The organism is Streptomyces sp. L500 (assembly GCF_054551825.1).
The window spans coordinates 65,730-80,878 of the sequence record NZ_JBTOLC010000018.1 but is presented as its reverse complement, the minus strand read 5'-3'; the positions used below and the strand labels follow the sequence as shown (position 1 = coordinate 80,878).

At 74.9% G+C, this 15,149-nt stretch carries 4 protein-coding genes; all 4 read right to left on the bottom strand.

The features are described from left to right. Nucleotides 1–48: 48 nt before the first annotated feature. The 4 genes from ACX9I7_RS18525 to asnB all read right to left on the bottom strand — a co-directional run bounded on the left by ACX9I7_RS18525 (nt 49) and on the right by asnB (nt 15,076). On the bottom strand, nt 49–9,726 hold the full coding sequence (locus tag ACX9I7_RS18525) for an amino acid adenylation domain-containing protein (protein WP_459387935.1): 9,678 nt from the start codon (nt 9,724–9,726) through the stop codon (nt 49–51). Nucleotides 9,727–9,737: 11 nt separating this feature from the next. Next, nucleotides 9,738–11,531 carry an acyl-CoA dehydrogenase family protein gene (locus tag ACX9I7_RS18520; protein ID WP_459387934.1) on the bottom strand — a complete coding sequence of 598 codons (1,794 nt, stop codon included), beginning with the start codon at nt 11,529–11,531 and terminating at the stop codon, nt 9,738–9,740. Between the two features lie 36 nt (nt 11,532–11,567). Then, nucleotides 11,568–13,172, bottom strand: a complete 1,605-nt coding sequence (locus ACX9I7_RS18515; RefSeq protein ID WP_459387971.1) for an amino acid adenylation domain-containing protein — start codon at nt 13,170–13,172, stop codon at nt 11,568–11,570. An 89-nt stretch (nt 13,173–13,261) separates the two neighbouring features. Next, entirely contained in the window at nt 13,262–15,076 is a 1,815-nt protein-coding gene (gene asnB, locus ACX9I7_RS18510) for an asparagine synthase (glutamine-hydrolyzing) (RefSeq protein WP_459387933.1), read from the bottom strand. Nucleotides 15,077–15,149: the final 73 nt, after the last annotated feature.

Below are 15,149 nucleotides of genomic sequence, written 5' to 3'. Positions count from 1 at the left end.
CGCCGCCCGAGGTGGTCTCGGGGGCGCGGCCCGGGCCGGCGGGGGCGGTCAGCGGCGGCGCTGTGCCTGCCGCGCGGCGGCGGCGCCGCGGGAGCGGGCCGCCCGGTCGCGCAGGTCGATCCGGGTCCGTGAGCCGTCGGCCCCCGTCCCGTCCGCCGGCCTCGGGTGGTCGCCGAGGGCGTCCGCGAGGGCCGCGACCGTCGGGTGCTCGAAGAGCCGCGAGATCGGCAGGTCCCGCTCGAGCACGGCCGTCAGCCGGCTGTGCAGCTTGGCCAGCAGCAGGGAGTTGCCGCCCAGGTCGTAGAAGTTGTCGTGGGCGCCGACCTCGGCCAGGCCCAGGACCTCCGACCACACCTCGGCGATCCGCCGCGCCAGACCGGTGCTCGGCGCGACCCAGTCGGAGCGGGTCGCCAGGTCCTCGCGCCCCGGCCGGGGCAGCGCGGCCTCGTCGACCTTGCCGTTGGGCGTCAGCGGCAGCGCGTCCAGCCAGACGGCGGCCTCCGGGACCATGAAGGCGGGCAGCTTGGCGCGCAGCCGCCCGAGCAGCTCCGTCGCCTCCGGGCGCCGCCCGGTGCCCGGCACCAGATAGGCCGTCAGCGCCGGAGAGCGTTTCGGGTCCGCCTGCACCCGGGCCAGGGCCACCTCGGGCTCGGCCAGCAGGACGGCCTCGATCTCGCCCGGCTCGATCCGGTAGCCACGGACCTTGACCTGCCGGTCGGCGCGGCCGAGGAACTCGACGGTGCCGTCGGGCAGCCGCCGGCCGAGGTCGCCGGTGCGGTAGACCACTCCGGGCGCGCCGTCCGGCCCAGTGGGGCGGAAGCGTTCGGCGGTGAGTTCGGGCCGGCGCCAGTAGCCCGCGGCGACGAGGGCGCCGCCCAGGCAGATCTCGCCCACCACACCGGCCGGGCAGCGCCGGCCCCGGGCGTCGAGGATCAGGGCCTCCACCCCGGCGAGCGGCCGGCCCAGCCGGTTCAGCGGGCCCTCCTGGCCGTCGGCGAACTCGTGGTGGAGCGCGAACACGGTGGTCTCGGTGGGGCCGTAGACGTTGCGCACCCGGTAGGGGAGGCCGGCGGGCGGCCACTGGGTGAAGGCCGCGCCGCCCACCAGGAGGTGGCGCAGGTGACGGGGCGTGGGGGTGTCCGCGTTCCACATGGCCTCGGCGAGCGGGGTCATCACCAGGCAGGTCGAGATCCGTCGCTCGTCCAGCCAGCCCGCGAGCTCCGGGGCGAGCACCGGGCCCTCCAGCGGGACCACGCAGCCGCCCGAACCGAGGGCCGACCAGATGTCCCACTGCGAGGCGTCGAAGCCGGGGCTGAGGACCTGGGCGACGCGGTCGTGCGGCCCGAGGCCGAACGACTCGCGGCCCCACAGCACCAGCCGGCCGAGGCCGCCGTGGCGGACGGCGACGCCCTTGGGACGGCCGGTCGTGCCGGAGGTGTAGATGACGTAGGCCGTCGAGTCGGGATCGGGGACGCGCAGGGCCACCGGGGCGGTGGCGTCCGTAACGGTGCCTCCCACGTCGCTGACGTCGAGCACCGGACGGCCGGTCGCGGCGAGCCGCTCGCGCAACGCCGGGTCGTCGGTCAGGACGGCGCAGGCGTCCAGGTCGTCCAGGATGAAGTCGATCCGGTCGTCGGGGTGTCCCGGTTCGATCGGGGAGAACGCGGCCCCGGCCTGCCACGCGGCCAGCATCGCCACGGGCAGTGCGGCGCCCCGGCCGAGCACGATCGCGACCACGGGGTCGGTGGCGCGCAGACGCGGACGGATCCGGTCGGCGAGCGCGGTGGCACGTTCGGCCAGGGACCGGTAGTCGAGTGTGCCGTCGGCCGTCTCCACCGCCGGAGCCCCGGGCTGCCGCGCGCACCAGTGGGCCACGAGCTCGGGCACGGTGGCGACGGGCGGTGCGGACGGGCCGCGCTCGGCCGCCAGGAGCGGCGCGAGGTCGGTGCCGGCCAGGTCCAGTTCGTCGATCGGCAGGTCCAGCCGGTCGGGCAGCGCGTTCATGACCCGGCCGAGGAGCGTGGCGAACTGGGCCACGTCGGCGGGCCGGTAGCGGTCGCCCCGGTAGGTCACCACACCGCTCAGCGTGCTTCCGTCGACGGTGAGCACCACGGTCAGCCCGAGCTTGCCGAGGAAGCCGGCGCCCTGCCGGTCGAAGGCGAAGGGCGTCAGCGGCCGGCCGGCCAGGGTGGGCTGCCCGTCGCTCGCGGTCTCCAGGCTCAGCTGGACGTCGGCGTACGGGGTGCGGCCCGGCCTGCGGGGCGGGTTGAGGCGGTCGACGATCTCCTCGAAGGGCGCGTCCCGGTGCTCCACGGCGCCCAGCAGCTCGGCGCGCATCGCGTGCAGCAGGTCGAGCACCGTCGCCCCGTCGGCGGGACGCGACCGCAGGACGACCGTGTCCAGGCACGGCCCCAGCAGATCGGCGAACTCCGGCTCGTCACGGTGGGCGAGCGGCCCGGCGAAGACGACGTCGTCCGTGCCGGTCCAGCGGTGCAGCAGCGTGGCCAGGGCGGCGGCCGCCGTCAGATACGGGGTGAAGCCGTGCTCGCGCTGCAGCGGACGCCAGCGCTCCAGCAGGCCGCCGTCCAGGGGGATCGGCACGGCACCGTTGGGGCCGTTCGTCCGGGGCGCGGGGAAGTCCAGGTACGGCGGGGCCCCGGCCAGGTGCTCGGCCCAGTGGGCCAGGTCGGCGGCGCGCCGCGAGCCCTCCCGCCGGGCCTCCTGGGCCGCGACGAAGTCCCGGTACTGGACCCGGCCGCGCGGGGCGGCCACGCCGGACACGGCCACGTCTGTGACCGCCTCCGCGGCCACGGGGAGCGGCCGGAGCGGCTCGCCGTCGTCGCCGGCAGGCAGCCCGAGACCGTCCAGGGGCAGGTCCAGCAGCTCGGGCAGCCCGGAGAGCAGCCGGCCGAACGCCTCGGCCAGCAGCCGGACGTCCTCGGCGGCGAACCGGTCGCCCCGGTAGGAGAAGGCGCCGGAGAGCGTGCCGTCCTGCTCGGAGAGGGTGACGGTCAGCGCGAACTTGGTCTCCTGATCCCAGAAGGAGTCGAAGAACAGCGGGCGCAGCTCACCGCCGCCGAGCACGGTGCGACGGCCGCTGAGCAGGTTCATGTTCAGCGCGACGTCGGCGTAGGGCGTCCGGCCCGGGCGCCGCTCCGGCCGCAGCCGCTCCATCAGTTCGTCGAAGGGGGCGCCGCGGTGCTCGAACGCCTCCAGCACCTCGGACCGCATCGCCCGCACCGCGTCCCGCAGCGTCGCGTCCCCGGCGGGACGCGACCGCAGCACCGTCAGGTCCAGGCACGGCCCGAGGAGGTCGGCGAAACGGCCTCGGTCGCGGGTGGAGACGGGGACGCCGAAGGTGACGTCCGGGCGGCCGGTCCAGCGGTGCAGCAGGACGGCCAGCGCCGTGGCGGCGGCCATGAACCAGGACACGCCCTGCTCGGACTGCAGCCGGCGCAGCCGCTCCATGGCGTTCGCCGGCAGCGGGATCGCGACCGCGCCGTTCGGCCCGGACACGGTCGGCTCGGGCAGGTGGGCGTACGCGGGGGCGCCGGCGAGCCGTTCGGTGGCGTGGGCGAGGTCGGCGGCGCGCCGTTCGCCGTCGCGCCCGGCCTCCTGGTCGGCCACGAAGTCGCGGTACTGGACGGCGGGCGGCTCGGCTGCCCGGCCCTGGGCGACCGCGTTCCAGGACCGCTCCAGCTCGCGCAGCAGCACCGGCACCGACTCGCCGTCGACCACCAGGTGGTGGAGGCAGAGCAGCAGGACGCGGTCCGTGCCGCCGGTGTCCGCCAGGGCCACCCGCAGCAGCCGGCCCGAGGCCGGGTCGAAGGGGCGGCGCGCCGCCCGGTCGAGCCAGTCCCGCAGACCGTCGTCGGGCGCGACGGCGGCCCGCAGGTCGAGCTGCTCGATCTCGGGGCTCCACGCCTCGCCGATCAGCTGACGCAGCCGGTCCCCGTGCTCCACGAAGCGGGTGCGCAGGATCTCCTGGCGCCGGATCAGGTCGTCCAGCGCCCGGCGCAGCAGACCGGCGTCGAGCCCGGCCTCGGCCCGCCAGGCGAGCACCACGTTGTAGCGGGCGTCGTCCGGGGCGGCGCGCTCGGCCAGCCAGATCCGCTCCTGGAAACCGGAGGCGGGCAGCAACTGCCCCGTCGTCACCCCATCCGCGTCGGCGGAAGCGGCGCCCGTGGGGGCCGTTCCCGTGTGGGAGTCGACCAGGTCGGCGAAGTCCTGCAGCCGGGGGCTCTCGAAAAGGGTACGCAGGGGGAGGGAGGGGCCGAAGTCGCGGGTGACCCGGCCCAGCATCCGTACGGCCAGCAACGAGTGGCCGCCGAGGGCGAAGAAGGAGTCGTCCGCGCCGACCGAGGGCACGCCCAGCAGTCCGGCCCACAGGGCGGCCAGCGTCCGCGCGGTCGGGGTGCGCGGCTCGCCCGTACCGGCGCTCTCCAGCGGCACGCCGTCGGCGCGCAGGGCCGCCGTGTCCAGCTTGCCGTTGACGGTCAGCCGGATCTCCGGGACGGTCCGGAACCGGGCCGGGATCATGTACTCGGGCAGCTTGGCCCCCAGATGCCGGCGCAACTCGGCCCCGGTCGGCGGCCCACCGGCGGTCAGCAGATAGGCGACGAGCCGGTCGTCCTCGACCAGCACGGTGGCGTCCGCCACGGCCGGGTGCTCGCGCAGACAGGACTGGATCTCGCCGAGCTCGATGCGGTAACCGCGCAACTGGACCTGGGAGTCGCCGCGGCCGAGGTACTCCAGGGAGCCGTCGGGGCGATAGCGGGCCAGGTCACCGCTGCGGAAGAGGGTGCCCCCACCGAACAGATCCGGCACGAAGCGCTCGGCGGTCAGCTCCGGGCGCCCCAGATAGCCGGCCGTGACGCCCTCGCCGCCGACCAGGATCTCGCCGACGGCCCCCACCGGCAGCAACCGGCCGCGAGTGCGCGGGTCCACCAGATGGACGGTGGTGGTCGGGATGGGGGTGCCGATCACACTGCGGTCGGCGTCCGCGTCGGCCCGGGTGACGGTGCGGACGGTCACGTGCACGGTCGTCTCGGTGATCCCGTACATGTTGACCAGCCGGACCTGCGGGCGGCGGTCCAGCCAGCCGCCGAGCATCGCGGGCTGGAGCCGCTCCCCGCCGAAGATCACATAACGCAGGTGGTCGAGCGGGGCCGGCGACTCCTCCTCCACCGCGAGCAACTGCCGGAAGGCGCTGGGCGTCTGGTTGAGGACGGTGACCCGCTCCCGCTGCAGCAGCTGCCAGAACTGCCGGGCGTCGCGGGCCTCTTCCTCCGGGACGACGACCACCCGGCCACCGTGGGCCAGCCCGCAGAACAGCTCCCACACCGAGAAGTCGAAGGCGTACGAGTGGAACATCGTCCACACGTCGGCGGAGCCGAAACCGAAGGGGAAACGGTCGTTGACGATCAGCCGGACGGCGTTGCGGTGGCTGACCACGACACCCTTGGGGCGCCCGGTGGTGCCGGAGGTGTAGATGCAGTACGCGGGGGAGTCGGGGCCGGTGTCGGGCAGCACCGCGCCGTCGGCGCCGGGCGTCGCGGCGAGCTCCTCGGGCGTCACCACCGTGCCCGTGAAGTCAACACGCCCGGGCGTGTCCTCGTCGGCCACCACGAAGCGGGTGCCGGAGTCGGCGAGGATGAAGGACTGCCGCTCGGCCGGCACCGCCGGGTCGATCGGCAGATACGCCGCCCCCGCCAGCAGGACCGCCAGCATCGCCTCGGCCTGGGCCAGGCCCCGGGGCAGCAGCAGGGCCACCAGCTCGCCCGGCCGGACCCCGCGCGCCACCAGGCCCCTGGCCAGCAGCTCCGCGCGGGCCCGCAGCTCACCGTAGGTGCGGTGCTCCTGCCCGTAGGACAGGGCCACCGCCCGCGGCCGCACCGCGGCCTGTTCGCGCACCAGCGCGTGCAGCGTGGTCTGGGGGTACTGGGCCTCGGTGGCGTTCCACACCGCCAGCTGGGTGTGCGCCTCCTGCTCCGTCAGCGGATCGGCCTCGCCGACCGGCCGCCCGGGCGAGGCGAGCAGCTGCTCAAGCAGCCGGGCGTAGTGCTCGGCCATCAACTGCATCTGCGGCTCGTCGAAGTACAGGCCGTTGAAGACCAGCCGGCCGTCCAGGGCGGCGCCGTCGGGGCGCAGGAAGAGCGTCAGGTCGTACTTCCCGTAGCCGCTGCCCTCCTCGATGAGCCGCGCGGCGGTGCCGTCGGGCAGGGTGAGGGAGCGCGGCCCGGCGGCGTAGCAGAAGAACACGTCGAACAGGGCGGTCCGGCTCATGTCCTTGCCGGGGTCGAGCCGTGCCACGAGCTCGTCGAAGGGGGCCAGCGGGTGGCTGCGGGCGCGGTCGAGCGCGGCGCCGGCCGCGGCGGCCAGGTCGTCGAACGAGGCCGAGACCGGGGTGCCCAGCCTCAGCGGCAGCAGGTTCGCCAGCGGCCCCACGACCGTGCCGGATCCGTCCCGCCGATTGGCGTCGGCGACGCCGAGCACCATCTCGTCCTGGCCGGAGTACCAGCTCAGCAGCACGGAGAAGGCGGCGAGCAGCACCTGTTCCTCGCTCAGCCCCCGCTCCGTCGCGAAGCGTTCGAGCGGCAGGCTCGCGGGCAGGCGCAGCGGGACGGACTGCTCCTGGTAGACGTGCACCGCCTCGCGCGGGCGACGCTCGGGCAGCCGCAGGGGGTCGATCTCGCCGCGCAGCTCCTCGGCGCGGGCGGCGAGGTCGTGCTCCTTGCGGTCCTCCGGGAGGGCCTCCAGCCAGTCGCGATAGCCGGCGCCCGCGTCCGGCGCGGCGTCGGGGGCGGCGTCGGGGGCGGCCAGGATCTGCTCGGCGAGGATGGTCAGGGAGACCCGGTCGACCACTGCCTGGTGCCCGGCCAGCGCGAGCCACGCCCCGCCGTCGGTGTCGGGCTGGACGGCCACGCGCAGCAGCGGCCCGGCGGCCAGGTCGAAGGGCTCGGCGGCCCAGGCGCGCAGGCCGGCGGGAACCGCGTCGACGGGGCTGACGTCGTCGGCCACCGGCTCGAACCAGTGCGGCGCGATACGGGTGCCGGAGGTGACGCACTGGGCGATCCGGTCGTCGACGAGGACCAGGTTGGTCCGCAGCGCCTCGTGGGCCCGCTCCGCCCGGGTCACCGCCGCGCGCAGCGCCTCGGGCTCGGGCGCACGGTCGAGCCGTACGTACAGCGGCAGGTTGTGGTAGACGGGCGGCCCGTCGTAGACCACACCGCGCTCGAAGTGGTCGATGAAGCCCATCCGGCCCTGGTGCGCGGAGGCCGGGTGGAGCGCCCCGGCCTCGACGGGCTCCGGGGCCTGCACGACCGGCTCGACCGGCGCGACGGCCGCGTAGCAGTCGGCGAGTTCGCGCAGGAAGACGCCGGCCGAACCGCCGTCCCACACGAGGTGGTGGAGACAGACGAACAGCACCTGGTCGTCCTCGCCCAACTGGACCAGCGCGGCCGTCAGCAGCCGTCCCGAGGCGGGCTCGAACGCGTGGTGGGCCAGCCCGTTCAGCCGCTCGCGCAGGACCTCCTCGCGGTCGTCGCGGCCGCGCAGGTCGAGGAACTCCGGCTCCGGCGACCACGGCTCGTCGACGACCTGCCGCAGGCGCCCGTCGTGCTCCACGAAGGACGTGCGCAGGATCTCGTGCCGGGACACCAGCAGGGCCAGCGCCCGAGTGAGGGCGCCCTTCTCCAGCCCGCCGGGTATGCGCCAGGCGAGCGGCACGTTGTAGGCGGCGCTCCCCGGCTCCAGCCGCTCGGCCAGCCAGATCCGCTCCTGGAAGCCGGAGGCGGGGAACGACGACCGGGGCTCCTCGGCCGCGACTTCCTCGGCCGCCTCCTCCTCGACCGGTCCGGGGGTGCGCAGGGTGTCGATGTGGGCGGCGAGCTCGCCCAGGCGGGGGTGCTCGAAGACGGCGCGGACGGAGGTGTCGAGGTCGAGGCGCCGGGTGATGGCGTCGGCGAGCTCGGCGGCGAGGAGGGAATGTCCGCCGAGTTCGAAGAAGGAGTCGTCGGGAGTGATGCCGTCGATGCCGAGGACGTCCTGCCACAGCTCGATCAGCGCGGCGGTGGTGGCGCTGTCCGCCGGGGCCGCCTGCCCGGCGGCGACCTCGGAGCCGGAACCGGAACCGAAGCCGGAGTCTGAACCGACTGTGCTGAAGCGGACCCGGGGCGCCCGCTCACCGAGCCGCTCGCGCAGCAGGGCGGTCAGCCGCGCGGCGGGTACGTCGGTGGCGGCGGCCGGGTCGAGGGTCAGGCGGGCGGCGAGCTCGGCGTCGCCGCCGGTCGGTGTCACCACGGCGTGCCGCACGGCGGGGTGGTCGCGCAGCAGGGCGGCCACCTCGCGGGTGTTCACCGGGCCCGTCACCGCGTCGACGCGCTCGCCGAGCGCGCCCAGGGGCGCGTGCGGGTCCGTGGCGACGGCGGTCAGCACCTCGGTGTAGTGCGCCGCCATCATCGCCACCAGGGTGGGGCCGCAGGCCCCGGCGGGGTCCTTCCACAGCACGTGGGTGCCGCCGGAGTCCTCCCGGACCATCACGGCGAGGGTGTAGTCGGCGCTGCTCTCCATGTCGAGCAGGCTCAGCACACACCCCGCCCCCTCGGGCGCCCCCTCCGGCCGCAGTTCGAACCGCTGCACGTCGACGTCCTGGCGCAGCCCGGCGTGCCAGTACTGGAAGACCGTCTGGTGGCTGCGCGCGTACGCCTGCCAGCCGGTGAGGCCGACCTCGCGCAGGATCGCCGGCAGAGGCAGGTCGCCGTTGGCCATCGCGGCCTTGACGTCGCCGCGCAGGGCGCGGATCAGCTCGGCGTAGCTCTCCGTTCCCCCGACCCGTCGGCGGATGGGCAGGGCGTTGACGAAGTAGCCGACCTTGTCGCGCAGTTCCCCGGCCGAGCGGCCGTGGTACGGGATCGAGGCCAGCAGGTCGTCCTCGCCCGCGAAGCGGCGCAGCAGCGCGAAATACGCGCCGAGGAGCACGGTGAAGTACGACACGCCGAGTTCCTCGGCCCGCGCCCGCAGGCGCGGCACCAGGGAGGCGGGCACCTCGGTGCTGAGCACGGTGTAGCCGGGCTCGTCGACGCTCGCGGGCAGTTCGAAGCCGGTGCCGTCGCCGAGCGCCGTGCGCCAGTGGGCGCGCCGGTCGTCCCCGGCGGGGGTGTCGGCCAGTTCGCGGGAGCGCCGGGCGAAGGCGGTCAGCGGCCCGATGTGGTCGGCCGGGGCCAGGGGCTGCCCGGCGTAGGCGCGGCGCAGCGCGTCCAGCAGCAGCAGGACCGAGGCGCCGTCGTGGACCAGGTGGTGCACGGCGATCAGCAGGACGCTCCCCTCGTCGCCGTGCAGCACGTCGACCCGCGCCAGCGGGCCCGCGGTCAGGTCGAACGGGCGCTGCCAGGTGGCTCGTACGGCCTCCACCGGGTCGCCCGGGACGGTGTGCTCGGTCACGGGGATCGGCGGCGCGTCGGCCCAGCTCAGCCGGGGGCCTCCCGGGCCCTCCACGACCCGCGCGCGCAGCTGCGGGTACGCCTCGCCGAGCGCGGCGACGGCGCGGCGCAGCCGCTGCGGGTCGAGCGTGCCCGTGACGCGGTACGGGGTCGGGATGATGTGCGTCCACTGGAGCGGGTCGAGCCGCCAGGAGATCCACATGGCCTCCTGGCCGACCGACAGCGGGAGTTCGCTGCCGGTCGCGGGGGTGCCGGGGGCGTCGGTCATGGTCGGTTCGTCGCTCATCGGTTCCTCGTTCATCGGACGGCCCCGGTGGTGCCGGTGGTGTTCGGGTGGTGGTTCGATACGGCGGCGCTCAGCCGGTCGACGGCGGCGGAGACGTCGCCCGCGCCCTCGCCGCCTTCCTCTTCCTCTTGCGCGCGCTCGTGGCGCAGCGCGGCGAGACGGGCCCGGGCGCCGGCGCAGTACACGTCGGCCAGGTCCTGGACCTCCTGGTCGCCCGAGGTGCCGGGGCTCGCGGCCCGCGCCAGGGTGAGCGACATCGTCAGCAGCTCGGTGGCCGTGCGGTTCAGCAGGATCATCAGCCTCTGCCTGGCGGCGAGTCCGGCGCGGTCGGGGTGGCGGCGCGTCAGTTCGAGACATTCGCGTCCGAAGCGGTGGACCTGCTCCCGGACGAACGCCAGGTGCGCCAGGTTGCGGGCCGACAGCGCGTGGTCGTCACCGAAGTCGACGGGCGACGGAGCCTGTTCCGCGGCGAGCTCGGCGGCGTGGTCGGGCTCGGGGTAGTAGTAGGACAGCAGGGTGCGCGACGCGCTCCAGTGGTCCAGCAGGAAGTCCACCCCGCCGGTGATCCGCAGGCCGCGCACGTCCCGGAAGGCCCGCTCCACGGCGTGCGGGGGCGCCTGCCTGTCCCGCTTGCTCCGCGCGGTCTCGTAGCCCGCGCCGCCCAGCATCGACAGGGTCCGCTCGGCGACCCGCCAGCCGAGGACCGAGCAGATGTTCTTGGACGCGTTCTGCTCGAACTTGAGGTTGACGTCCGTGCCGTTGTCCTCGCCCAGCAGGCTCCAGCGGGCCGTGCTCTCCAGCGCGAAGATCTCCGCCTGGCTCTTGGCGAGACGGCGCCGGATCTCCTCGTACTCGCCGAGCCCCCGGCCGTCCACCGACCGGCGGGCCGTGAAGTCCCGCGCCCAGGACAGACAGAGCTTCGCGGTGGCCAGCGAAGGAGCGGCGATGATGTACAGCCGCCCCCGCACCACCAGCAGCGAGACCGCCGGGGTCAGCCGCGAGGTGTGCTCCGGGTCGGGCTCGGCGAGCGCCAGCTCGGCCGGGACGCGCACGTCGTCCAGGTCGAGCCCGCCGAAGGGCAGCCCGCGCATGCCCATCAGCTCCTGGGGGCCGGTGCGCCGCACCCCGGGCGTGTCGGCGTCGACGAAGAACAGCCGGTTGCGTTCGGCGCCGTCGGGATCCCGGACCGAGGCGGTGACGCTGAACAGGCCCCCGGCCGGGGCGTTGACGACCTGGACCTTCCGCCCGTTGAGCAGATAGGCCGCGCCGTCCTCCACCACGGTCGCCGTCGTGGCGCGCCCCTGGTTGGCGGCGCCCTCCGGCTCGGTGTCGGCGCTGCCGGACAGGCCGCCCGCCAGCACGTGCGCCCTGACCCGGTCGGCCAGCGGACCCGGCGGCAGCACCGGCAGGAAGGCGCCCGCGCCGAGGGCGTTCTCGATGCCCAGCAGCACCGCCACCGGGAAGCACCGGGAGGCGGCCTCCTCGATGACCCGGAACGTGTTGTACGAGGACAGTCCGTGACCGCCCACATCGGAGCCGGCCTGGAGCCTGAGGTAGCCGCGCTCGGCCAGTTCGGCCAGGAAGCCCTCCGGCAGGGCGCCGTCGGCGTCGACCTCGTCGGGGTCGATCCGCTCGCGCAACAGGGCGCCGACGGCGGCCACCGCCGCGTCGCCGCGCTCACGGTCCTCGGGCCGCTGCTCGGGGAAGGGGTGGATCAGGTCCCAGCGGAACCGGCCCTGGTACAGCTCCTCCAGGAAGCTGGGCCGGTCGGGGTCGCTGGCGAGGTTGCGGGTGCGTGGAGCCATCACGGTCCTTCGGGACGTACGGAAGGTCGGGTCGTGTCAGTGGGTGGTCGCCGGCCGGGGCGCGTGCCCCTGCCACGCGGAGAGCGCCTTGCGGTCGGTCTTGCCGGACGGGTTGACCGGCAGTTCGGGCAGGCGCACGAACCGCCCGGGGACCATGTGCGCGGGCAGTGCCCGGCGGGCGTGCGCGGCCAGCCGCTCGGAGTGCTCCCGCTCGTCGCCCTCACCGTCCCCCCGCGCAGTGGCGTCGGGCGTGGTGTAGAAGGCGGTGAGCATCGGTTCGCCGATCCGGCTGAGCGTCCTGACCACCACCAGCTCCCGGACGCCCGGCGCGTCCTGGAGCCTGCTCTCGACCTCGCCGAGCTCGATCCGGAAGCCGTTGATCTTCACCTGGTCGTCGGCCCGCCCGGCGAAGCAGTACATGCCGTCCGGCAGCAGCCGGGCCAGGTCGCCGCTGCGGTAGTGGCGCCGGGTGCCGCCCCCGGGGACGGGCAGCAGCGGGAAGCGTTCGGCGGTCAGCTCGGGCCGGTTCAGATAGCCCAGCGCCACCCCGTCACCGGCCACCACGATCTCGCCGGTCTCACCGGGGCGGACCGGCTCCCCGTCCTCGCCGACGACCCGGAACTCCCAGCCGTCCAGCGGTTCGCCGATGTCGAACGCGAACGCGTCGCCCCCGGGCGCGTCCTCCGCCCGGTCCAGCTCCTCGTCGGTGAAGAGCCGGTAGGTGACGAACACGGTCGCCTCGGTGATGCCGTAGGTGTTGACGAACCGGGTCGACCGGCCCGCCGCCTCCCGCCAGGCCCGCACGTCCCGGATGTCGACCGACTCCCCACCGAAGATCACATACCGCAGGTCCGACGGCACCTCGCCGGTGCGCCGGGCCGCCCGGGTCAGGTGGCGGAACACCGAGGGCACCACGTTGAAGACGGTCACGGCCTCGTCGGCCAGCAGCCGCAGCGTCGCCTGCGGCGAGGCCGCCGTCGCGTGCGGCACCACGACGAGCGTGCCGCCGCTCAGCAACGAGCCCCAGATCTCCCACACCGAGAAGTCGAAGGAGTACGAGTGGAAGAGGGTCCACACGTCGCCCTCGCGCAGCTCGTAACGGCGGGCGCAGGCCCGGACCATGGCCGCCACGTTCCGGTGCGGCACCTGCACCCCCTTGGGGCGGCCGGTGGAACCCGAGGTGTAGATGACGTACGCGGGCGCGTCCGGCGTCACATCCGCCGGGGGAGCGGCCACCGGGCCGTCTGGCCGAGCGAGTCCGTCCAGGCGCAGGACCGGCAGCTCCGCGAGTTCGGAGGGCACCTCCTGGTCGGAGACGACCAGCGCGAGCCGGGCGTCGCGGGCGGTGAACAGCAGACGCTCGGCCGGGTACGAGGGGTCGAGCGGCACGTAGGTGTGCCCGCTCTTGAGCACCGCGAGCATCGCGACGACCACATCGGCCCCGCGCTCCAGATGCAGCCCGACCAGCGCTCCGGGCCGCGGGCAGCGGTGATGCAGCTCGGCCGCCAGCCAGTCGGAACGGAGCTTGGCCTGGGCGTAGGTGAGCGAGCCGTGGGCGTCGCGCAGCGCGACCCGGTCGGGGTGGCGCCCGGCGCGCTCGTCGAACAGCTCGTGCAGCAGCGGACGGTCGGGTCCGGTCATCGTCACGTGGGCCTTCACTGGAGTCGGAACGGTCAGGGCGGTCGGGACGGTCGGGGCGGGGGCGCGGGACACGGAAACGGGACGGGCGCTCACAGCGCCAGCACGATCTGACGGGTGCGCATCCACCCGTCCATCTGGAGCACCATCTCCACGTCGGCACGCCCCAGCCAGCCGCCGCGGTCCAGCGCCCTGGGATCGTCCGCCGTGCGCTGGGCCGCCGACAGGTCCAGCAGCGGCAGCACCGGCGCGCCCGGGTCCTCCAGCAGCCGGCGCAGCCGGGCGGTCAGCGACTGCTTGTACCCCGCGTGGTAGGTGATCGGGAACGGCACCTTGGGCCGGTCCAGCACGGAGGCGGGCAGCAGGTCCCTGGCGATCGTCCGCAGCAGGCTCTTGTCCCGGCCGTCGAAGGACTTCATCCGCCACGGCACGTTGTACAGGTAGCCGAACAGCCGGTGGTCGGAGAACGGGAAGCGGACCTGGAGCCCCGCGGCGGCGCCCAGCCGCTCGGAGTGGTTGACCGCCTGCTCGTACAGCCTGGTCATGTGCAGGTGGTCGATCTCGCGGGCCCGCCGGTCGTCGCCGGGCGCGCCCGGCAGGTGCGGCACCTCGTCCACGGCCTCCTGGTAGCGCTCCGCGCAGAAGGACGCGAAGTCCAGCTCGCCCAGCAGCTCCGCGTCGAAGAGCCCGTTGCCGATGCCGTGCGCCATGCCGAAGGTGCGCGCCCGCTCGATCCACGGGAAGGTGCGGTGCCCGGCGGACGCCCGCTCCTGCTCGCTGATCAGCCCGCCGAACACCGCGTCGGCGGCCTCCCCGCTGAGCGCCACCGGCGAGTGCTCGGCGACGCGCCGGTAGAACAGGTACGGGGTGAGGTTCTTGTCGCCGAAGGGGGACGGAAAGTCCTTGGCGGCCAGGACCGCGTCGAGGACCAGCGGATCCGTCAGCTCTCCCGGCTCGACCAGCACCTCGCGGTGGTCGCAGCCGACGCGGTCCACCACCGCCTGGGCGAAGGGCCGGTCGGGCACCGCCGCCGCGCTGTCACCGAAGGACACCGTGAACGTGCGCGGGGCACCGTCCGCGACCTCGGCGACGAGACCGGTCAGGGCACTGGAGTCCAGCCCGCCGGAGAGCAGCACCGACGGTGTGCCGGCACCCGCCTCCCGCGCGATGGCGTCGTCGAGCAGGCCGCGCGCTGTCTCGATGGTCCCCGCCAGATCCTGGGTGTGCGGACGGGCCTCCAGCGCCCAGTAGCGCCGCTCGGTCACCCCGTCCCGGCCGAACCGCATCACGTGCGCGGGCCTGACCTCGCGCAGACCGCGCAGCACCGCGTGCCCGGGGCGGCGCACCTGTGCCAGCACCGAGCACAGGCCCTCGGCGTCCAGCTCGGTGCTCACCAGCGGGTGCGCCGCCAGCGCGGCCACCTCCGAGGCGAACAGCACCCCGTCGGGCAACGGCAGATAGCTCAGCGGCTTGACCCCGAAGCGGTCACGGCACAGCAGCAGCGCGGACTCCCGCACGTCCCACATCGCGAACGCGAACAGTCCCTCCAGACGCTCGGCCGCCGCCGGCCCCCAGCGCAGACAGGCCCGCAGCACCAGCTCGGCGTCGGTCTCCAGCGGCCCCCGGCGGCCGTCCGAGGCCAGCAGGGAGCGGAGCTCGGAGGCGTTGTAGAGCACGCCGTCGAAGGTGATCACGGCGATCGGCTCGCCGTCCTCGCGAACGACGGCGGGCTGCGCGCCCGCCCGGTCCAGCGCGTCGGCGCGGTGGCCGAGCACGGCGGAGCGGCTGGACCACAGCGCCTCGCCGTGCCGGCCACGAGTTGCGAGGCGGGCCGTCATCACAGCGGCGGCCGCACCTTCACGGGTCAGGTCGCGGCCGCGGTCGACCCAACCGGCGATCCCGGACATAGCAGTACCTCTCGAACGAAGAACGGGGGAGAACCAAAGGAAGGGGGGAGGGGGCCGGGGGCCTGCGACGTAC

What these genes read in the sequence shown, in the direction of transcription:
- ACX9I7_RS18520 (WP_459387934.1), bottom strand. Translation starts at nt 11,531, where the DNA reads ATGGCTCCACGCACCCGCAACCTCGCCAGCGACCCCGACCGGCCCAGC.
- ACX9I7_RS18515 (WP_459387971.1), bottom strand. Translation starts at nt 13,172, where the DNA reads ATGACCGGACCCGACCGTCCGCTGCTGCACGAGCTGTTCGACGAGCGC.
- asnB (WP_459387933.1), bottom strand. Translation starts at nt 15,076, where the DNA reads ATGTCCGGGATCGCCGGTTGGGTCGACCGCGGCCGCGACCTGACCCGT.
- ACX9I7_RS18525 (WP_459387935.1), bottom strand. Translation starts at nt 9,726, where the DNA reads ATGAGCGACGAACCGACCATGACCGACGCCCCCGGCACCCCCGCGACC.